The sequence below is a fragment of the Acinetobacter sp. ANC 4216 genome (assembly GCF_004331195.1).
Taxonomy (GTDB): domain Bacteria; phylum Pseudomonadota; class Gammaproteobacteria; order Pseudomonadales; family Moraxellaceae; genus Acinetobacter; species Acinetobacter kookii.
This window is the reverse complement of sequence record NZ_SJOC01000006.1, coordinates 104,785-125,600: the sequence shown is the minus strand read 5'-3', so window position 1 is coordinate 125,600 and position 20,816 is coordinate 104,785. Positions and strand designations below refer to the sequence as shown.

The following is a 20,816-nucleotide window of genomic DNA, read 5'->3' as shown; positions in this document are numbered from 1 at the left end:
ATATTAAAAATCTAAAGATGTGGTAAATGGGGTTAAAACGCACATGAAGCAAGACAACTTAAGCCGACTTCGCCGTTCTATTGCGATTTCCTATGTCTTGATGTTTTTGGCCTTGTTTACTGTGATTAGCGGCATATTTGCTTACTGGTTTGCGCGCAAAGTCACACAAGTGAATGAAGTGGAGGTCTGGCTTCAGGCTCAAGCCCTCTGGATCATGCGTAATATTGTGATTTATATGATTCTGGTGTGTTTTGCGGCCCTCTGGTTTATTCCGCTGATTTTCTTTTATTGGGATAGTGCAGTCTGGGTAAAAGGCTGTACTGTTACAGGCGTGATTTTCGCCCTGATTGCCTTTTTATTTTTGTTGAATGCCTGGCTGAAAGGAATTTCCCGGTTTTTCAAAAATAAAGCCGTTTTCTAATCTGGATAAATTTTTTTCCCATCGTCCCCTTGTAAAATTTGTTTGCATCCCCAATTTCACTCCACAGTTAAGTATTAAATAAAATTCCGTGAGGAGCATCGCCAGACATGGCTAAACGTGATTATTATGAGGTTTTGGGCGTCGCTAAAACCGCTAGTGATGATGAAATTAAAAAAGCCTACCGTAAGTTGGCGATGAAATATCATCCAGACCGTAACCCGGACAGCCCTGAAGCTGAAGAAAAATTTAAAGAAGCTGCTGAAGCTTATGAAATTTTATCGGATAGCGAAAAACGCAGCATGTATGACCGTATGGGGCATAACGCTTTTGAAGGCGGCATGGGTGGTGGTGGCTTCGGTGGCGGTTTCAGCGCAGAAGACATCTTTAGTCAGTTTGGCGACATCTTTGGTGGCGCATTCGGTGGTGGTGGTGGCCGTGGCCAGCAACGTGCACGCCGCGGATCAGACCTGCGCTATGTAATGGAATTGACGCTTGAAGAAGCGGTCAAGGGCGTGAAAAAAACCATTACTTTTACTGCACCGGCACCGTGTGAGGCCTGTGACGGTAAAGGTTCTAAAAACCCGAACGATGTTGAAACCTGTAAAACCTGTCATGGTGCAGGTCAAGTGCGCATGCAGCAAGGTTTCTTCTCTGTTCAGCAAACCTGTAGTACCTGTCGCGGTCAAGGCAAAATCATCAAGAACCCATGTAATACCTGTCATGGTTCAGGCGTAAAAGACCGTCAGCAAACCCTGGAAGTGACCATTCCTGCAGGGGTGGACAACGGCGACCGCGTACGTTTAAGCGGTAAAGGTGAAGCGATTCGTGACGGTCAATCCGGTGACTTATACGTAGAAGTGGTGGTGCGCGAGCATGACATCTTCCAGCGTGACGGTGCAGACCTGTATATGGATGTGCCGGTATCTATTGCGGATGCTGCATTGGGTAAAGAAATCCAGATTCCAACCCTGGATGGCCGTGTCAGCCTGAAAATTCCTGAGGGAACTCAAACCGGAAAACTGTTCCGCCTGCGTGGTAAAGGGGTTAAACCGGTACGTACCAGCATGCAGGGTGACTTGCTCTGCCGCGTAGTGGTCGAAACACCAGTAAACTTGACTGCGCGTCAACGTGAATTGTTAAAAGAATTGCAAGAAACGATGGATGGTGATGACAATAAATCATCGCCTAAGAAAAAATCGTTCTTTGGTCTGTTTGATTGATTTCAGACACAGTTTGAAAAAAAGGGGGGATATTGATATTCCCCCTTTTTTATAGCCATTTAAGCCCTTATTCGACGATTGGTTTGTCAATCGCTTCGACATCTACCGATTGCGTTACTGCTTCGCTAGCCGGTTCTTGCTTGGTCACTGCCGGATTATTTTCAGCTTGAGCCGGTGTAGTGCTATGGGTACGAATATTTATTTTGACTTGCGATAAGCTTTCCAAAGTATCTCCCGCTTGGATTGCCGGTTCTGCCCACGCTGTGCTGACGATGGTTGCCATAAAAACGGTTAACGCGATTTTTTTCGAATGCATGCTGATCTCCTTATAATTCATCTTTTTATCACTCGTGTCGCGTAGTCTGCGCAGTGATGTTTACAGGGAGATGAAAATCAGCAGCAAAATCATTTATTTTTAACGCTGAACTTTCAATACAGCAACCAGTCGGGGTTGAGCCATTGTATCTTGCTTTGGCATAAACATTCGTCATGACCGGTTTCTCTTTTTTAAATAAAAAATTTCAGGCTGAAACTTAGTCTCGGTACAGAGTTTTGATATAGTAACAACAATTTAGAATCAACATTGGGAATATGTTATGTCAGCAGCTCCACGCATTGGTGTATTAGGTGCAGGCGGTCGTATGGGACGCATCCTTATTCAAGCCGTGAAAGAAGCCGGCTATCAGCTTGCAGCAGCAGTTGAACGCCCTGAAAGCAGCCTGATTGGTGCAGATGCAGGCGAGCTTGCTGGTATTGGTCCAGTTGGGGTCAAGGTTGTTGGCAATTTACAAGACGTATTAAAAGACTGTGACGTGGTGATTGATTTCACGGCACCTGTCGCGACTGCACAGCATTTGAAATTGTGCCGTGAAGCCGGCGTGGCCATTGTCATTGGTACTACGGGTATGAATGACGAACAAAAAGCATTTCTAGATGACAGCGCAACGCAAACCCCTGTAGTTTATGCCGCAAACTATTCGGTTGGCGTGAACGTTTCCATCAAGCTGTTGGAACTTGCTTCTAAAGTGTTTGGCGACACAGTGGATATTGAAGTGATTGAAGCGCATCACCGTCATAAAGTCGATGCACCATCAGGTACGGCACTGATGATGGGTGAAGCGATTGCTGATACTTTGGGACGCAATCTGAAAGAAGTGGCAGTGTATGGCCGTGAAGGTCATACTGGTCCACGTGATCGCCAAACCATTGGTTTTGAAACCATTCGTGGTGGTGATATTGTCGGTGAACATACGGTAATGTTTATTGGCGAAGGCGAACGTGTTGAAATTACCCATAAAGCAACCAACCGTATGAACTTTGCCGCGGGTGCTGTTCGTGCCGCAGCTTGGGTAGTGGGACGTGAAGCCCGTAAATATGACATGAAAGATGTACTGGGTTTTAACGATATTTAAGTATAAAAAATCGTTAAAATCATTTATAACAATATCTAGCAAAATTAAAATAAGAAGCACAATGGAATGAAAAAAGTGATATTGATGGCCTGTGCAGTAGCAATGCTTGCTACTGCGCAAGCTAAACCTGTGGATAATGCCAAACTCAGTATTAACAAAAATAATATTAAGGTCTGGACCTATCAAAACAGCCAGAACCCGGTATTTTTATATAAAGCTGAAACCACCTACGATACGCCTTTTGAAAAGGCCGTTGGTCTGATTCTGGATGTCGACCATGCGGTGAAATGGGTGCCGTATATGGGCAGTATCAAGGTCCTTTCCCGGGATGACAAAAAAGGCGAATTTTTATTGTATATGGTGCTGGATTTTCCTTTCCCGCTGAAAGATCGTGATCTGGTGGTGCAAGGCAAAATGATGAAAGATGCTCAAGGCATGATCACCATTAAAAATAAAGCGGTTGATAAAGCGTATGCCAAAAATCCGAATTATGTACGTTTGACCCATTATGAAGGCGATTGGACTTTTCAGAAATTAGCCAATAACAAAGTCAAAGTTTCCACGTATGGTTATGCCAACCCTGAAGGTTCTATTCCTTTAACCTTTGTGAATATGTTTGTACAGCAGCAACCTTATCAGATGCTGCAGAAGATGAAAGCTGAACTGGCCAAACCCTCGAGTATTCCGCTGTTGCCTGAAGCTTTACGCTAATTAAAAAACTAAAAGTCCGCATTGTGCGGACTTTTTTCTAAATATTTTATGAACAGGATGGATCATCTCCTGCTTTACAGCAGTGAGCTAGGGCAAAGGTGGCTGGACCGTAACTATTGAATGCCAATGCAAGCGATGGATTGCTGTATGTATGCAATTTTTAAGTTTTGAAGATAAACGTAATTTTAAAGGTTTGTTGTTGTTAAAGAATACATTACTTTGCACAATATTATTGATGAATAATCAATACATGAGTGGAAGATGAAATCGACCATTGAAGAACTCCACGCTTTTGTGACTATTGTCGATAGTGGCTCGATTGTGATGGCAGCCGAGCGTCTGGGACAAACCACATCCGGGGTGAGTCGAGCTTTGCAACGTCTGGAGAATAAGCTCAATGTGACCTTGCTGGAACGTACCACACGCAAGTTGAAATTGACCCAGGAAGGGCAACTATTTCTGGAAAAAGCCCGTAAAATTTTAAACGATTTAGCCGAAGCTGAAGATGCCTTGCTGAAATCTGATAGCGATACTTCGGGACGGATTCGGATAGATTCTGCGACCCCTTTTATCTTGCATGTCATTGTGCCGCTGATGCAGGAGTTTATGCAGCAATATCCCAACATCGAAATTGAACTGAATAATCATGATCAGGTGATTGATTTACTGGAGCATAAAACCGATGTCGCGATCCGGTTTGGAGAACTGCACGATTCAAGTTTACATGCCAAGTTATTATGCCGCAGCCGTCTGTATATTGTGGCGAGCCCTGTTTACCTGGAACAATATGGAGTACCGCAATCTCCAGCGGATTTATCCCAGCATACTTTACTGGGTTTTAGTCAGCCGACGCATTTAAATACCTGGCCGGTTCAGTTGAATGGTGAAGATTTGACGGTTCATCCCCAAATAAAAGCCTCCAATGGAGAAACGGTCCGGCAACTGGCTCTACAAGGCTTGGGAATAACCTGTTTGTCGCGCTTTTTGGTCGAAGATGATTTACAGGCCGGTCGCCTGAAGGCCTTATTTGAAGACCAAATTCGTCTGCATTATCAGAACATCCATGCAGTGTACTATCGACAAGAACATCTGCCGAAAAGGGTGCGCTTATTTATCGAATTTCTGGCACAAAAACTGGCTGTATATTTATAAGCGATTTAAAGACCAAGTTGTCAGAATGAATAAAAATCTGCCAAGCGCTATAGCTCTTGGCAGATTGGATTTAAGTGAAAATTAAATTGAAAAATGAACTAGAAATCTGCTTTGAGTACAATCCGGTAACGGGCCTGACCCGAATGGAGATGTTCAATGGCTTGATTGAGCTGTGACATTGGAAAAACTTCAATTTGCGGTGCGATATTTTTACGCGCTGCAAACTTCAGTAATTGGCGTAGTGCCGCAGGGGAGCCTGTAGGAGAACCGGTCACGGATTTTGCACCGCCAATCAATGTGCCGGCTGAGATCTGCATGGGCTCCAGGGGAAGCCCCAGCATATGCACGGTACCGTTTGGCGCAAGAGTAGCAAGGTAAGCCTGCCAGTCCAAGGTCACGTTGACGGTGCTGAGTAATAAATCAAACTTGCCGCGTTGCGATTTAATGGTCTGAAGGTCACGGCTATTCACCACATGGTCAGCGCCCATGCCTTTCAGCTCTTCAGTTTTGTCCAAATTTGAAGTAAAGGCGGTAATTTCACAGCCCCAAGCTTTTAGCAGTTTGATTGCCATATGACCTAAGCCGCCAATCCCGATTACTCCTACATGATGTATAGCCTGAATCCGGTGTTTGAGAATCGGATCAAATACGGTTATGCCGCCACAAAGTAACGGACCGGCACTTTCCGGATCCAGATCTTCGGGCAGGGGAATCACCCATTGCCAGCCGGCACGGACCTTGTCGGCAAATCCACCGGCATGGCCTACAATGGTCGCTTTTTTTTCACCGCTACACAGCACTTGCTGACCCGATACGCAGGGATCGCAATACTGGCAACTTTCTGCTGTCCAGCCGATGCCCACGCGCTGTCCCACTTTCAGGCCTTTGGCTTCTGAACCCAGCTGTACAATGGTGCCGATAATTTCATGCCCGGCCACCACGGGATAAACCGAAGACTTCCAGTCATTATTAATCACTGAAATGTCGGAATGGCATAAACCGCAGTATTCAACTTTAACTTCAACCTGATGCGGCTGCAGTTCTCCCGCATCAAACTGATAGGGTTCAAGTGCTGCACCTGCCTGCATGGCTGCATAAGCATGGATAATATTATTACTCATGGCAAAATCCTTTCCTGATCATTTTAATGATGAAATTGTTTTAAAAGAGCAATGGTTTTCATGGTCATCGACCATACCCACCGCTTGCATAAAGGCATAACAGGTGGTGGGTCCAACAAATTTAAAACCTTTCTTTTTTAAAACTTTTGAGAGTGCAAGACTGATGTCGGTTTGGGCCGGTGCCTGACGATAATTGGGTACATCATTGTATAGGGTTTGATATTCAACAAAGCTCCATAACCAGTCGCTGACATTGCTCTGTTGTGGTTTTAGTTCTTGGCTTAAATGCTGCCAGGCCATGGCATTGTCACGAATGGCTTTGAGCTTGCCGATGTGCCGGATCAGGCCAGCATCCTGGAGTTTATTTTCCAGCTCTGCATCACTGAACTGGGCGATCTTGGCAATCGGAAATTGAAAGAAATGTTCACGGTAAGTTTCACGCTTTCTCAGCACGGTAATCCAAGACAAACCGGCCTGCTGTCCTTCCAGGCACAGCATTTCAAATAAATGCGCCTCATCATGACTGGCTTTGCCCCACTCATGATCATGGTAGACCATATACAGTGGATCATTTGAGCACCAACCACAGCGTTGAATCGACATTTCTGATGCTCCTTAAGCACTTATAGCTTAAATTCAGTCCATTGATCGTGCTGGTTATCCCAGTAATACAGTTCGGCTTGCGGTAAGTCAGTGAACTGAATCCACATGTCTTTACCCGTTTTTTCTGCAAAACCGGTGCTGATCAAAAGCGCTTCTTCGGTAATTTCCATCACCCAGCCTTGATGGGTTTGTCCCGCCAACACAATTTTTTGTTGATTGCCTGATTCAGCAAATTCGACCAAACGATTGATCAACGCTTCTGACATGAATAGTTCCTAAAAAATTAACGTAAATAAGGATAGGGATTGACCACACCACGACCCTTACCCTCAAGGTAAATGCCATAGTGTAAATGCGGTGCCGTATGGCGTGCATTGCCGGTATTGCCGACATAACCAATCAGATCACCTTTTTTGACATAATCGCCGACACTTAGGCCGCGTTTATGCTCATCAAGATGGGCATAGTAATGCCAGGTTCCACCCGGTCCCAGAATCCAAACCACTTTACCACCCAAATTGTTATTGCGTAAGTCGGCAATGAGACCTTCTGTGGCACTCAGTACTTTTGTTCCACGTGGAGCCATAATATCAATGCCTTCGTGGGTGCGGCCATGACTGCGCGAAGCTCCCCAGGTATCCTTTAACTGTCTGGCTTTGATATTCTTTACCGGAATAGGCAATGACGCGTTCAGCTGCATACTTTTCAGCTTTTGCACCTGAGCCGGGGGGAGGGGGGAAGTAGATGGTTTATGCGGTGTCGAGGTACATGCCGCAATCCACAAAATGCTAAAACCCAACAATAAGGTTGAAATAAAACGTAGCACTGTTCATCCTTTTTTCATTCTAATCTATATGAAATTATTCGAACTACAGTGCCTGACTATCTCATAAATTTACTGCAGAGATCAATTTTTTCATTGCGGTGGGCAGCCCCATGGTTGTTGCAGTTTCGGGGTCTAACCATGTGCCATTCAGTTCGATCGCCAGATGTTCCTGCTGGTCAGGATCGACTGCAAAGCAGAGAGCTTCCAGTTGCCAGGTAAAGTGAGTAAAACTATGCGTGATTTGCGCCCGTTGAATCACTTTTTTTAAACCTAAAGATTGGCACAGTTGTTCAAATTCGGCAGGATCTTCAAGAATGGGCAGGCACCACAAGCCGCCCCATAGTCCGCTATTGGGGCGTTGTTGCCATAACCATTGATCATCAGACTGAATCAGCAAAACTTGCGCTGATTTTAGCGGAACAGGTTTTTTGGCTTTTTTAAACGGCAGCTCGGTTTCCAGTCCCTGTTGATGGGCCTTGCAGTGCTGCTGCATCGGGCAATATAAACACAAGGGTTTTTTCGGCGTACAGATGGTTGCTCCCAAATCCATAATTGCCTGGGTATAGTCATGATTGCGCTCAACCGGGCACAGCTGTTCTGCCAGTTGCCACATGGCACGTTCATGCACCGGTTTGGACAGGTCATCTTCAATGGCAAAGAAACGCGCCAATACCCGTTTGACATTGCCATCCATAATCACGCCGTACTGACGCAAACCGAGGGACATCAGTGCTCCGCCAGTGGATGGGCCAATTCCGGGAAGTTCAATCCATTCTTCTAATGTCGCTGGAAAATGACCTCGACCAGCCACCATTCCCGCCGCTTTATGCAAATTTCGGGCGCGGGCATAATACCCCAGACCTGCCCAATACGGGGCTACATCATCCCAACTGGCCTGTCCTAAATCTGCTACCGTCGGAAAGCGTTCGATAAAACGCTCGAAATATTGCAGCACGGTTTTCACTTGAGTTTGCTGCAACATAATTTCAGAAACCCAGACCTTGTAGGGATCATCCGCGATTTGCCAGGGCAAATCATGACGGCCATGAACGTCAAACCAGGAAAGCAGGGCATCGGCAAAAGAAAACTGTGACATGTGAACCGTAGCGTGAGAATAGATGAATAGTATAACGAAAATTGCCCAGTACTGCGGCGTTGTCCGAAGCAAAAAAAATGATGCCGAAGCATCATTTTTTGAGTGATAACGCACAATCCATTTTTAATCGCTGATCATGCCCCAACGCTCATCAAGCTTCAATGTCTGACCTTCATAGCGTGGAATGATGTGAATATGCAGATGTTCATCAGCCTGACCAAACACCGCACCATCATTAAAGCCAATATGAAAGCCGGCAGGATGATAACGTAGCTTCAACTCATTACGGGCAAGCTCAAGCAGGGACATCAGACTTTTACGTTCTTTGTCGGTGATATCAAAAAAAGAGCTGACATGGCGCAGGGGAACAATAACCGAGTGACCTTGAGATAAAGCATTTGGCTCGGGCAAAATTACACCGAAATCATTCTTATCAATGATGTCATATTCATCAAAATTGCAATATACACAATTGTTTGTCGTCATTATTGTATCCTCTCTAAATGATCCATCACTGGATGGGTAAAAATAGCAGGGCCATCTTTACCTTCATTGTTATTCACCAAGTCGCGTTTTAAATAATTCATACATAGCAGATAAGCCTTGCTGCTCAGCTGCTGCGTTATAGCCCAGATCAATACCATTGGCTTTGGCACGCTCATCTGCAAGCGGGTTGCTAAAGCCATGTTTGGAGCCTTCAAAAATGATCACTTCATGCTCGACTTGAGCAGCATGCATCTCTTCTTTAAAGCGAGCTACATCATCCAGGCTGACCATGCTGTCCAGTTCTCCGTGGAGCACCAGAATTTCTGCTTTCACCTGTCCGGGTTGTGCAGGAGTTTTCGGGGTCAAGTTGCCATGGAAGGTCACGACCGCTTTTAAATCGGCACCGGAACGTGCCAGATCCAGCACCACCTTGCCGCCATAACAGAAGCCTATAGCTGCCAGTTTATCTGCATTTACTTCTTCTTGCGCAGCTAATGTGGCCAAACCTGCGGACGCACGAGTCACAATTGTTTCCGGATCTTCAAAGGTTTGCATCATCCATTCGCTGGCTTGAGGCACAGCTGTAGTGACTTTTTTATCCCCGTACATATCAATGGCAAAAGCAGCATAACCATGTTCGGCCAGCTCACGCGCGCGTTGTTCGGTGTAATCGTTTCGTCCCCACCATTCTGGCACAACAATAATGCCCGCGAGCGGTTTCTCTGATTCAGGTGCGGCAAAATATCCAATCAACTGGGTTCCGTCTGGCGCGGTGTACTGAATTTCGCGAGTTTTAATGCTGAGAGCCATGGATTTGATCCTTGTAATAAATAAAAAATGTCTAAATTAAAAAGATAGAAATGAATTTTCTTTAATGATTGTACAAGATCGTTCAGTTTTGGCAGCAACTATTCTGCATAAATTGAAACATGCTTTTAATTAACCAGGATATGTATCTAAATGTTGAATAAATATAGGGTTAATCTTATTTCTAGGGTGTGGCAAAAGAGAAAATAGATCGGCAGGATTTCAAAAGAATGACCTCTGCCAGCATGAAGTGCAAATGGTCTAATGCATTTCATCCATGTTAAAAATGGCGAGCAGCCCTAACTGTGGGGGGGGTTCAGGTTAACTCACTCGCTATTTTTACATGAAACATGGGCTGATCGATTACTTGCTGGATTTAGGCAATACTTCAAGCAGTTCGACATCAAAAATCAAGGTGCTATTCGGTTCAATCACATCGCCGGAACCAATTTGACCGTAGCCAAGCTGTGCCGGAATGAAAAAGCGGTATTTGGCCCCTTCTTTCATCAGCTGTAAGCCTTCCGTCCAGCCTTGAATCACCTGGCTGACCTGAAATTCCGCTGGCTGGTTCCGGGCGATTGAGCTGTCAAACACGGTTCCATCAATGAGCCGGCCTTCATAATTGACTTTAACCACGGAATTGGCCTTCGGTGATTTTCCTGTACCCTGTTTTAAAATCTGATATTGCAAACCGGATTTGGTGCTTTGAACACCTTCTTTTTTTGCATTGACAGCTAAAAATTCAGCCCCAATTTTGGCATTGGCTTCAGCCTTTTGTTTTAACTCAATCAGTTGTTTTGCTTCACTCTGTTTTTTATGCTGGTTCAAAACACGAACCATTTCTTCATCGGTCAGGGCAGATTTACCGCCCTGCGTGGCTGTCTTTAGACCCAGAATGAAAGCCTCCAGGTCTAAATCTTTAAACGAGTCAGCATTGCTACGCCCCATTAAGTAACCGAAGCTGTAACCAACCTGTTCCTTTAAACTGCTGCTATTGGTCACCGTTTTTGCAAAACTTGCCGTGGTACACATGCATAAACAAAGGAGTGTTATAGATGTTTTCATTTTCTTATCTCAAGATAAATAAGGAGAGCAAAAGCTCTCCTTAAAATTTTTATTTTACTTTAATCAGTTCAACATCAAAAATCAGGGTGCTATTGGCAGGAATCATGCCTGGAACACCTTGTTCGCCGTAGCCCAATTGTGAAGGAATATAAAGGGTAGCTTTACCGCCTTCCTTCATCAGTTGTAGACCTTCAGTCCAACCCGGAATGACCTGATTGAGCGGGAATTCAATCGGTTGTCCACGTTCAATCGAGCTGTCAAATACCTTACCATCGACCAGTTGGCCTTTGTAATGAACGGTAACAACAGAAGTTGCGGTCGGCTGCTTACCGGTACCTTCTTTGGTGATTTTGTACTGCAAGCCTGAAGCCGTGGTTTTCACACCCGGTTTTTTCGCATTTTCAGCCAGAAAATTGTCACTTGAGGATTGAGCTGTTTTGGCTTGATCCAGCTGTTTCTGTTGCATCTCTTTCTGGAACTGCTGATAGGCTTGTTGAAGTTCTTGTTCTGTATAAGCCGGTTTATTACGAGCATGTCCTTCACGCACACCTGTAACAAAGCTGTTAATGTCTAGTTCAGGCGGGGTTTGATGTGCGACTTCATAACCGAGCGCATAACTGATTTTTTCAACAGCAGAGGCATTTTTTGATGCTTTTGATGTCACAGTAGCCGGGTTTTGAGTTGCATAATAAACAGGTACAAGTGCAGCACCGCCTAAAAGAACAGCGACAGCGATGGGTAAGGCTTTACTCATAGGTTTTCCCAAAATCATTTTATATTAAAAAAGTTGCATTAATTTTAGCAGACTTTTCTATCCAGCACGTTTCGAGCGAATCGTGGTGTATAGAAACCCAATATATTCTTATCAACCCAACTATTCTATAACAGTCTGAATATATAAAACATTTCTCATACAATAAAATATCTGTTTTTTATTTTTATAAAAATAATTATAAAAAACAAAAGCCAGTGATTTCCACTGGCTTTTAGCCTACAACGCTTCAAATTATATTCATGAAACAGATTTAATCATTATTTTTCGAAGCCTTATAACTATAAGCATAGTTATAGCCATATCCATAGCCATAAGCGCCCGAGCCACGTTGAATATCATTCAGAATAAAGCCATTCACTTTCACATTGACCTGTTCAAAACGATTGATCGTTAACTCCAGTTCTTTCATCTGCGATTTTGCATATCGTGCAATAACTAAATTCACACCCGCATATTGTGAAATGATAATACCGTCTGTTACTGCCAGTACAGGTGGGGTATCAATAATAACATGATCATAGCGGGGTGAAATTTGCTCTAAAAGTTCCGAAAATTTTGCCGAACTTAAAAGCTCTGAAGGATTGGCTGGGCTTTTGCCACGAGTGATCACATCCAGATGGGGAACTTCAGTGGATTTAACAATACTCTCAAGTGCTTGTTGACCATTTAAATATTCAGCCAAACCGGATTGATTGTCCTGGTTGAAATATTTGTGTAAATAACCACGACGCATATCGCCATCAATAATTAAGACCCGTTTATTGCTTTGCGCCAAAATTGTCGCTAAATTGGCTGAAATAAAAGATTTACCCACTTCAGGGGCAGGGCCGGAAATCATGATGATATTGTTTTTGGCTTCGCTTAAAGCAAAATGAATGGCAGTACGCATACTGCGTAAGCTTTCAATCGCAATATCATCGCTATTTTTAATGGCTAAGATAGGAATATGCTTTTTCTTTTTCAGAAGCTTAATCCGACTTTCTTGAATCGGTGAACGTGGAACAGTGGCATAGACCGGCAAATCCAGTTCATTTTCAATTTGATCGGAATCTTTAATCCCGGAGTGCATCATATTGCGAAATAAAGCCAGTAAGGTTCCCAGGAAACCACCCAAGAATATGGCCAAAATTAAAATTTGCAGTTTCTTTGGCTTAATCGGTTCAATTGGTAATACCGCAGTATCCACAACCCGGACATTGCCAATTTCACCGGCTTTGGCAATACGCAATTGCTGGTATGAGTTAAGCAGGGCGGTATAAAGCTGCTGTTTGACTTCAACTTCACGGTAAAGCTGCAAATAGCGGCGCTGCAAATCAGGCAGCTGTTTTAAGGTGCCATTCAACTCGCCAATTTTCTTGTTGATTGCGCCCAGTTGAGCATTCATCTGTTCCATCACTGGATGTTCACTGGTGTATTTTGCAGAAGCTTCCGCCAGTTTCTGTTCCAGTTCAGCTTTAGAGGTTTCAAGCTGAATGCTCTGGGTCAAATACAGTTCGGATTCTTTGGTCACATCAACAGTATTATATTGTTGACGGAATTTATTGAATTCTCGTTCAGCCACATCAAGCTGCTGTTTTAATTCCGGTAACTGTTCTTCAAGAAATTTAAGTGTTTGTGCAGTTTCAGCGGAACGGCGTTCAATGTTTTGATGGCTATAGGCAACCAGAATTGAGTTAAGGACTTTGGTGATATGTTCTTTGTCCTGACCTTGATAATTTAGACCCAAGATGCCGGTCATTTTGCCTTTTTCGGCCACAGAATAGTTATTTGTGATTGAACTCATGGCTGCGGGTAAAGACATTTTTTGAATGTTGTAGCTGTCTTTTAGCTGGCCTTGAGTATAAATGGCGACTTTCCAGGTCCCAGATGCTGAGCTGTGTTGGCTCTCCTGGTTGATCGGGCCACTAAAAACCACTTGCTGGGTTGCTGTATCTGTTAGAGTGAATTTATTGTCATTAAAATTAAGCAGCAAATTTTTGTCTAAATAGTCAGGTGGAACTTCAAACTTGCGAACCTCAAAGGACTGGGCATCATCCTTAAATAAAACAGATTTGTTTTGATATTGGGTTTGATAATCATGGGGGTGTAATAAACGATCAAAAAAACTGTTTTCTGTCCCGGAAATCTTTAAATCCAGGTTTAGGTTTTTAATGACAGAGCCAAGTACTAACCGTGATTTGAGCAGTTCTATTTCAGCTTGAGCTGGTTGCTTCTGCTCAATCATATTGGATAAATCACCCAATAAAGCAGCAGAGGTTCCCTTACTTTCCTCTACTTGTACCAGGGCATCCACTGAATAGGTATCCGGCGTTGTTTTTAAATACAGCAGTGCAGAAACCAGACTTAAAATGATGCAGAGTGCAATAAGTTTCCATTGCGCAATCAGTGAAAATAAAAGTTCTTTTAAATCAATAGTATCTTCAGTATTGGTATTTTGGCTCATAATTTTGCTATCAAAAAGTTAAATATGTTGTGTCCAGTCACTAATACAATCCTGTATTAACTGACAGGTTTCATCAAAGACCAATTGCTCATGCTGGTAAGGGTCAGGAACGTTTTTGCCTTGCCAATGCCCTAAGCGAAAAGTTTTTCCTTTCGCAAAAGGCCAGGTCTGCTCTATATGCTTTTGCTGATTTTGACTCATGACTAAAATCAGATCGGCCTTTTTAATCAGATTGGCGTTCAGCTTTTTGGCAATATGCGCGCTCATATCAATGCCTAGGCGCTGCATACACAGGGTAGCTTTTTGATCTGCAGCATGACCGGTTAAACCGGAAATACCTGCAGACTCAATATGCAGTTGTGGATACTGCTGTTTTAAGAAATATTCAGCCATCGGACTACGACAGATATTGCCTACACAAACCACGAGAATATTCTGAATTTGCATTATTGCCCCAGGCGATCCAAATTATAAAGTGCGTTCGAGAAAGGAATAATTTGGTTGACCACACGTTGCCAGCGGGCTAAACCTGAAGCATCGACATAGACAATATCATTGCTGCGCATTTTGAATTTATTGGCCAAACCAAAATCGGCAATACTGGTTAAATCCAGTTGATACACTTCTGTGGAGGTATCTACAGCATTGCTACGGACGACATAAATTTTACTTCGACTTGCAGACAGCGGATTTAAACCTAAACTTTCACCTAAAACATCACTTAAACTCATGCCTTGATCGCGCATTGGCAGGGATTGGTTTTTACCCGATTCACCCATCACATAAACTTTTTGGTTTTCACGTGAATTGACATATAAAGTGTCATTGGGTTGGAGCAGCAGGTTATGTAAGGACAGTCCGGCTTTTTCCAGCTCAATACTATTGAGTTGATAGCTACGACCTTGTCTGACCAGCGTAATCGAGGTGTTATCGCCTTGTTGCGTATTCACCCCACCCGCCATACCTAAAGCTGTATACACACTTACCGGTTGATCACTCAGTGCAAATTGCCCACCTTTCATCACATTGCCTTGCACGGAAAAACGCTGACCTTGATAAGACAATACCCGGGCAATCACATCCGGGGTTTTTAAATAATGGGAAAGTTGGCTACGTAACTCCTGATTGACCTGAGTCAATGACTTTCCTGCGGCCTTATAACGTCCAATCATGGGAAACTGGATATAGCCATTTTGGTCAATTTGATAACCGTTGGCCTGAACGGCTTGTTCATTATTAATTGTATTGGTCGGTGGAGTAATTTCAGGATAGGCCCAAAGATAAATGGAAAGAATATCTCCAGGACTCAATTTATAATTTTTATGGGAAGTATTAAATAAATGGGCATAATCCTGACGAATATTGATTTCAGCAGGTTGCACGGCAAACAACGATTCTTGGGTGAGTTTGATTACATTGACTTGAGTGCCCAAATCCGTTTGATAAACTCCTTCGCTTGGTAAGTCATAAGTTTGAAGACCTGATGTAATAGCACAACCAGTCATTCCTAAACTCAGTGCAAACATAACGCTATAACGGTAATAACTCACTCGAAATCCTGTTTATAAAAATAATTTTAAATTAAATATATAGGTCTAATTCGTCCAAAAATAAATTTGAACCCTATTATTTTATACCATTAATGTTTTGTTACCTAGTCTAAGATGTTGTTGAATCGTAAGATGTTAGGTATAGGAGAGGAAATACTACTTGGTTATCATTAAATAAGGAATTGTGGGAAAATGAAATTTATTTATTGCATGATATTTTTCGCGTTTATAAGTCCTCATTTTAAGGTTGACTTAAATTGCCCGTTTGAATGATCTCTCCTCTAAAGACAATATTTTACAATTAAAATTACTGCAATTTCTGTTATATTATAATGCTATTTACAACGTCACGATGATCAAGAATTCATCGATCGCATAGGCTTCTATATGTTACAACTCTCTGAACTGAAAATAGCAATTATTGGGCTAGGTTATGTAGGTTTACCCTTAGCTGTAGAGTTTGGAAAACAGGTTTCTGTTGTTGGTTTTGATATTCATCAAAAGCGTATTGATGAATTAAAAAGTGGTCAAGACCATACCTTAGAGGTCTCGCCTGAAGAATTAAAACAATCTACTCATTTAACCTATACTGCAAATCTAGAAGATCTAAAAGACTGCAACTTCTTTATTGTGACGGTGCCGACCCCGATTGATGAATATAAACAGCCCGATCTGACGCCATTGGTCAAAGCCTCACAAAGTATTGGTAAAGTACTAAAAGACGGCGACATTGTTGTTTATGAGTCAACGGTTTATCCGGGAGCCACTGAAGAGGTGTGCATTCCTGAACTGGAAAAAGTTTCAGGCTTGAAATTTAATCAGGATTTCTTTGCCGGTTATAGTCCAGAGCGTATTAATCCGGGTGACAAATTGCACCGCGTGACCAATATTCTCAAAATCACTTCAGGTTCTACGCCTGAAGTCGCTGATTTTGTTGATCAGGTCTATAACCTGATTATTGAAGCCGGCACGCATAAAGCCACCAGCATTAAAGTGGCCGAAGCGGCAAAGGTGATTGAAAATACCCAGCGGGATGTCAATATTGCGCTGATTAACGAGCTGGCCTTGATTTTCAATAAAATGGGGATTGATACTGAAGCGGTGCTTGAGGCTGCGGGAACGAAATGGAATTTCCTGCCGTTCCGTCCGGGTCTGGTCGGTGGGCATTGTATCGGGGTGGATCCGTATTATCTCACCCATAAAGCACAAGCGATTGGTTATCACCCTGAAATTATTTTGGCCGGCCGCCGTCTGAATGATGGCATGGGTGCCTATGTGGTGACTCAGCTGGTGAAAGGCATGCTGAAAAAACGCATTCAGGTGGAAGATGCCAAGGTGCTGATTTTAGGCTTAAGTTTTAAAGAAAACTGTCCCGATATCCGTAACACCCGCATCATCGACATTGTCAATGAGCTGAAAGAATATCACGTGAATGTAGATGTTTATGATCCATGGGTAGATTGTGCCGAGGCCGAGCATGAATATGGGATTCAGCCTGTTTCGACATTAACAGACCACAGCTATGACGCCATCATTTTGGCGGTGGCACATCATCAGTTTAAAGAGATGGGCGTAGAGAAAATTCGTGCCTTGGGCAAAGCAGAACATGTTTTATATGATTTGAAATATGTACTTGCACAGTCTGAATCTGATCTTCGTTTATAATTGATAAGGATATTATAAAGATGAGCCAATATCAGACAGTATGCGAGCAATTAAAGCAGAGCCCTAAAATCTGGCTAGTCACGGGGGTTGCCGGTTTTATTGGCTCCAATCTGTTAGAAACACTGTTGAAACTCGATCAAACGGTTGTCGGTCTGGATAACTTCGCTACCGGTCATCAATATAACTTAGATGAAGTACAGTCATTGGTCAGTGCGGCGCAATGGGCGAAATTCACCTTCTATGAAGGCGATATCCGCAATCTGGAAGATTGCCAAAAAGCCTGTGCCGGTGTGGATTATGTCTTGCATGAAGCTGCGTTAGGCTCAGTACCACGATCAATTGCCGACCCGATCACCACCAATGAAACCAATATCAGCGGTTTCCTGAACATGCTGACTGCGGCGCGTGATGCCAAAGTCTCCAGCTTTACCTATGCAGCCAGCAGCTCAACCTATGGTGACCATCCAGCATTGCCGAAAGTGGAAGAAAACATTGGCAAGCCTTTGTCGCCTTATGCCGTGACCAAATATGTCAATGAGCTCTATGCCGATGTTTTTGCTAAAACTTATGGCTTTAAAGCGGTTGGTTTGCGCTACTTTAATGTCTTTGGCCAGCGTCAGGATCCGAACGGAGCCTATGCGGCGGTGATTCCGAAATGGACCGCAGCCATGATTGCCGGTGACGATGTATTCATTAATGGTGATGGCGAAACCAGCCGTGATTTCTGCTTTATCGATAACACGGTGCAAGCCAACATTCTGGCAGCGACCACAGCCGATGATACCGCAAAAAATCAGGTCTATAACGTCGCAGTCGGTGACCGTACCACCTTGAATGATTTGTATCGTGCGATTCAGGCTGCACTGGTTGAAAATGGCGTGAACTATACGAAAGATGCGGTGTACCGTGACTTCCGTGCCGGAGATGTACGTCACTCCCAAGCCAGCATTGCCAAAATTGAGAAAGCCCTGGGTTATGCACCTGAGTTTCGAATTAATGCCGGTATTCAGCTGGCCATGCGCTGGTACGTTAAAAATCTGACATGATTGCACGTATTTTTGCCAAATATCAGTCGATTGGCTTAATCACGTCGAGTTTATTAGTAGGTGCGATAATCACATTTATCGCACTTCCTTTTTTAACGCGCCTTTATTCGGTTCAGGATTTTGGTGAATATGGCATTGCATTGGCTGTAGTCAGCGTTTTATCGACCATTGCCAATTTGCGTCTCGATCAAGCCTTACTGGTCGCGGAAGAGCAGGACAAAAAAAGCCTGATCTTTGAAGGAGCGATGTTCTCTACAGGTATTGTAGCGGTCAGTGCTATCATCTTAAGTTTTATTTTTGATGTTGCTGTGGTCGCTGCCATTTGCAGTGGTGTGTTGGCCAATACCCTGATTCAAACTATCTATAACTATAAATTTGCCGCACATGCCGAATATTTCTGTGCCGGACTGAATATTTTGCGTAGCCTGATTGTGGTGCTGGTACAGCTAGGCTTGCCTTTGTTGATGAGCATCAGTCTGGTCAACAGTTACAGTGTCAGTTCAGTGCTGATGCTGCTGTTTGTACTGATTTATATTGTAAAAAATCAGCTTTATCAGGTCAGTTGGCAGGCATTTAAGCACTATCAGGATTTTATTTATTCCAATACGCCACATGCCTTGCTGAACAGCTTTTCGCATAACTTGCCTTATTATGTGGTCTCGCATTTTGTCGGCGTGCAGGCGATGGGCTTCTATGCCATTGTGGAGCGGACTTTGCGGGTGCCGATTAATTTAATGTCGCAAACCATTCGCCAGTTTTTTATCCGCAAATTTAAACATCTGGAAAATAGTCAGGAAGCCCTGAAAAGCAGTGTGCTGCTGAGTCTGCTGTCTTTGCCGCTGTTTGCCGTGTTTTTTGTGCTGCCAGAATCCCTGTATTTATGGGTATTTGGCCAAGACTGGGTCGGCATCTCTACCTATTTCCAGATTTTGGCTTTGGGCTATTGGGCCATTTTTTGTAATCCGCCCAGTTCGGCCTTCCTGATTGCACAGCGTAGTAGCCATGTGCTGTTTAGATTGCAGATTATTGAGTTATTGATTAAATTCGTTTTATTTTTCGGCCTGTATCTACTGGTAGAAGATAAAATCTATATGCTGCTTGCCGTACCGGTTGCCTTGATTTTTTATAACTTTGCCATTTTATTCTCTGTGTGGAGTAGCAAAAAGTGATGTTTTTTAAAGCTTTAAAACTCATGAACTGGTTCACTGCACAATGCCGCAAGGTTGTTTATAATCAGGCCTTTGCTACCCGGTTTAAATATTTTGGCAAAGGCACTACGCTTGAAATTGCAGGTCAGGTGCGTATGGGTAAAAATGTCTATATCGGCGATCAGGTCAGCCTGATTGTGGAACCAGGCGCAACGCTCAGCATTGCCGACAACAGCTTTATTGGTGAAAGTTGTTATATCAAATGTTTTGGTGGCAATATCAGTATTGGTCAGGATGTCAGCATCAATTCCAAGTCATTTATCAATGGCTGTGGTGGAGTCAGCATTGGCGACAATACCCGTATTGGCACGCAAAGTATCATTATTGCCAGTAACCATAAATTTGATGATCCGGATATCTTGGTGAAAGACCAGATTACCAAGCAGGGGGTCAGCCTGGGGGAAAATATCTGGCTGGGTGCCCGGGTGACGGTTCTGGATGGCGTCGTGATCCCCAATGACAGCGTCATTGGTGCCTGTAGTTTGGTCTCCAAACCTTTGCCTGAGTCCGGTGTTTATGTCGGGATTCCGGCTAAAAAAATCAAATCGGTGTGATGGCGTATCCATATCGTTTAAGTCATTTTCAGCGTAAAATATTGCACTAATTTTTCTCCTTTCCAATTTAGGTCCTTCTACTCAGGTCATACGTATGGCATTTATGGTTTCTGCTTTTCGACAGCTGTTTGATCTCGCTTATTTTTTCGCGAAGGGCAGCGTGGCTTATGCACGCCGTAAAGGGGTAACGGTCGGGGAAAACTGCCGGATTTATATTCGCAGTTGGGGTTCAGAGCCATTTCTGGTCAGCCTTGGCGATGACGTCACCGTGACCTCAGGGGTAAAATTCATCACTCATGATGGCAGTACCTGTCTGGTCAAAGACCAGCACGGCAAACGCTATCAACGCTTTGCTCCGATTCAGGTTGGTTCGCATGTGTTTATCGGGGTCAATACGATTGTTATGCCGGGGGTGAAGATTGGTTCCAATGTCGTCATTGGTGCCGGTTCGGTGGTGACCAAAGATATTCCGGATAACAGTGTGGCGATTGGTGTGCCCGCCAAGGTGGTTTCAAGTTTTGCGGACTATGCGACCAAGATTCAAGCCAGTTGTGCCAGTGATTCTGAACTCGCCGGCATCCAGGATTATCAGCAACGTGTGCAACGTGCGATGGATCTGCAAGACTCCAAAAACGTTCATTAATTTCTCCCATTT

At 43.7% G+C, this 20,816-nt stretch carries 23 protein-coding genes; 10 read left to right on the top strand and 13 right to left on the bottom strand.

From position 1 onward, the window contains the following. Positions 1-43 precede the first annotated feature (43 nt). Together E0H88_RS06550 and dnaJ are read left to right on the top strand one after the other, a co-directional pair. Complete coding sequence (locus E0H88_RS06550; RefSeq protein WP_092820114.1) at positions 44-421, top strand: hypothetical protein; 378 nt, start codon at positions 44-46, stop codon at positions 419-421. Between the two features lie 107 nt (positions 422-528). After that, positions 529-1,641 carry a molecular chaperone DnaJ gene (gene dnaJ / locus E0H88_RS06545; RefSeq protein ID WP_131273547.1) on the top strand — a complete coding sequence of 371 codons (1,113 nt, stop codon included), beginning with the start codon at positions 529-531 and terminating at the stop codon, positions 1,639-1,641. A gap of 67 nt (positions 1,642-1,708) precedes the next feature. Here the strand turns inward: dnaJ and E0H88_RS06540 are convergent, their stop codons facing one another. After that, a complete protein-coding gene (locus tag E0H88_RS06540; RefSeq protein ID WP_131273546.1) occupies positions 1,709-1,957 on the bottom strand; it encodes a hypothetical protein in 249 nt (82 codons plus the stop codon). A 280-nt stretch (positions 1,958-2,237) separates the two neighbouring features. Here E0H88_RS06540 and dapB point away from each other — a divergent pair, with 280 nt between their 5' ends. The 3 genes from dapB to E0H88_RS06525 all read left to right on the top strand — a co-directional run bounded on the left by dapB (position 2,238) and on the right by E0H88_RS06525 (position 4,916). After that, positions 2,238-3,053 (top strand): 4-hydroxy-tetrahydrodipicolinate reductase, encoded by an 816-nt coding sequence (dapB, locus tag E0H88_RS06535; RefSeq protein ID WP_131273545.1) that lies wholly within the window; start codon positions 2,238-2,240, stop codon positions 3,051-3,053. Positions 3,054-3,119: 66 nt separating this feature from the next. Further along, positions 3,120-3,764, top strand: coding sequence for an START domain-containing protein (locus tag E0H88_RS06530; protein WP_092820110.1), 645 nt, complete (start codon positions 3,120-3,122; stop codon positions 3,762-3,764). Positions 3,765-4,025: 261 nt separating this feature from the next. Further along, complete coding sequence (locus E0H88_RS06525) at positions 4,026-4,916, top strand: LysR family transcriptional regulator (protein WP_131273544.1); 891 nt, start codon at positions 4,026-4,028, stop codon at positions 4,914-4,916. Between the two features lie 98 nt (positions 4,917-5,014). On the opposite strand, the gene ahr is transcribed toward E0H88_RS06525, so the two are convergent. The 12 genes from ahr to E0H88_RS06465 all read right to left on the bottom strand — a co-directional run bounded on the left by ahr (position 5,015) and on the right by E0H88_RS06465 (position 15,664). Next, the gene (ahr, locus tag E0H88_RS06520) at positions 5,015-6,037 is read right to left on the bottom strand and encodes an NADPH-dependent aldehyde reductase Ahr (protein ID WP_131273543.1); all 1,023 of its coding nucleotides are present in this window, start codon (positions 6,035-6,037) and stop codon (positions 5,015-5,017) included. An 18-nt stretch (positions 6,038-6,055) separates the two neighbouring features. Continuing rightward, complete coding sequence (locus E0H88_RS06515; protein ID WP_131273542.1) at positions 6,056-6,640, bottom strand: DNA-3-methyladenine glycosylase I; 585 nt, start codon at positions 6,638-6,640, stop codon at positions 6,056-6,058. Positions 6,641-6,660: 20 nt separating this feature from the next. After that, on the bottom strand, positions 6,661-6,906 hold the full coding sequence (locus E0H88_RS06510) for a hypothetical protein (RefSeq protein WP_092820106.1): 246 nt from the start codon (positions 6,904-6,906) through the stop codon (positions 6,661-6,663). 17 nt (positions 6,907-6,923) lie between these two features. Next, the gene (locus tag E0H88_RS06505; RefSeq protein ID WP_092820105.1) at positions 6,924-7,466 is read right to left on the bottom strand and encodes a M23 family metallopeptidase; all 543 of its coding nucleotides are present in this window, start codon (positions 7,464-7,466) and stop codon (positions 6,924-6,926) included. A 61-nt stretch (positions 7,467-7,527) separates the two neighbouring features. Continuing rightward, positions 7,528-8,562 (bottom strand): A/G-specific adenine glycosylase, encoded by a 1,035-nt coding sequence (mutY, locus tag E0H88_RS06500; protein WP_131273541.1) that lies wholly within the window; start codon positions 8,560-8,562, stop codon positions 7,528-7,530. A 123-nt stretch (positions 8,563-8,685) separates the two neighbouring features. Next, positions 8,686-9,048 (bottom strand): HIT family protein, encoded by a 363-nt coding sequence (locus tag E0H88_RS06495; RefSeq protein ID WP_092820103.1) that lies wholly within the window; start codon positions 9,046-9,048, stop codon positions 8,686-8,688. A 69-nt stretch (positions 9,049-9,117) separates the two neighbouring features. Continuing rightward, entirely contained in the window at positions 9,118-9,858 is a 741-nt protein-coding gene (locus tag E0H88_RS06490) for a dienelactone hydrolase family protein (protein ID WP_131273540.1), read from the bottom strand. A gap of 360 nt (positions 9,859-10,218) precedes the next feature. Next, entirely contained in the window at positions 10,219-10,920 is a 702-nt protein-coding gene (bamJ, locus tag E0H88_RS06485) for a BamJ family beta-barrel-assembly machinery protein (protein WP_131273539.1), read from the bottom strand. 49 nt (positions 10,921-10,969) lie between these two features. Next, complete coding sequence (gene bamJ, locus E0H88_RS06480; RefSeq protein ID WP_092820100.1) at positions 10,970-11,674, bottom strand: BamJ family beta-barrel-assembly machinery protein; 705 nt, start codon at positions 11,672-11,674, stop codon at positions 10,970-10,972. A 271-nt stretch (positions 11,675-11,945) separates the two neighbouring features. After that, positions 11,946-14,138 (bottom strand): polysaccharide biosynthesis tyrosine autokinase, encoded by a 2,193-nt coding sequence (locus E0H88_RS06475; protein ID WP_131273538.1) that lies wholly within the window; start codon positions 14,136-14,138, stop codon positions 11,946-11,948. Positions 14,139-14,156: 18 nt separating this feature from the next. After that, on the bottom strand, positions 14,157-14,585 hold the full coding sequence (locus tag E0H88_RS06470) for a low molecular weight protein-tyrosine-phosphatase (protein WP_131273537.1): 429 nt from the start codon (positions 14,583-14,585) through the stop codon (positions 14,157-14,159). After that, positions 14,585-15,664, bottom strand: a complete 1,080-nt coding sequence (locus E0H88_RS06465) for a polysaccharide biosynthesis/export family protein (protein WP_165493290.1) — start codon at positions 15,662-15,664, stop codon at positions 14,585-14,587. Before E0H88_RS06465 ends, E0H88_RS06470 begins: the two co-directional genes overlap by 1 nt. A gap of 411 nt (positions 15,665-16,075) precedes the next feature. Here E0H88_RS06465 and tviB point away from each other — a divergent pair, with 411 nt between their 5' ends. The 5 genes from tviB (at position 16,076) to E0H88_RS06440 (ending at position 20,804) form a co-directional block, all read left to right on the top strand. After that, on the top strand, positions 16,076-17,353 hold the full coding sequence (gene tviB, locus E0H88_RS06460; RefSeq protein WP_131273536.1) for a Vi polysaccharide biosynthesis UDP-N-acetylglucosamine C-6 dehydrogenase TviB: 1,278 nt from the start codon (positions 16,076-16,078) through the stop codon (positions 17,351-17,353). A 20-nt stretch (positions 17,354-17,373) separates the two neighbouring features. Beyond that, on the top strand, positions 17,374-18,399 hold the full coding sequence (locus E0H88_RS06455) for an NAD-dependent epimerase/dehydratase family protein (RefSeq protein WP_131273535.1): 1,026 nt from the start codon (positions 17,374-17,376) through the stop codon (positions 18,397-18,399). Beyond that, positions 18,396-19,568 (top strand): lipopolysaccharide biosynthesis protein, encoded by a 1,173-nt coding sequence (locus tag E0H88_RS06450; protein ID WP_131273534.1) that lies wholly within the window; start codon positions 18,396-18,398, stop codon positions 19,566-19,568. Before E0H88_RS06455 ends, E0H88_RS06450 begins: the two co-directional genes overlap by 4 nt. Next, the gene (locus E0H88_RS06445; RefSeq protein WP_131273591.1) at positions 19,568-20,161 is read left to right on the top strand and encodes an acyltransferase; all 594 of its coding nucleotides are present in this window, start codon (positions 19,568-19,570) and stop codon (positions 20,159-20,161) included. Before E0H88_RS06450 ends, E0H88_RS06445 begins: the two co-directional genes overlap by 1 nt. Before the next feature lie 94 nt (positions 20,162-20,255). Further along, positions 20,256-20,804 carry an acyltransferase gene (locus E0H88_RS06440; RefSeq protein ID WP_131273533.1) on the top strand — a complete coding sequence of 183 codons (549 nt, stop codon included), beginning with the start codon at positions 20,256-20,258 and terminating at the stop codon, positions 20,802-20,804. Positions 20,805-20,816 lie beyond the last annotated feature (12 nt).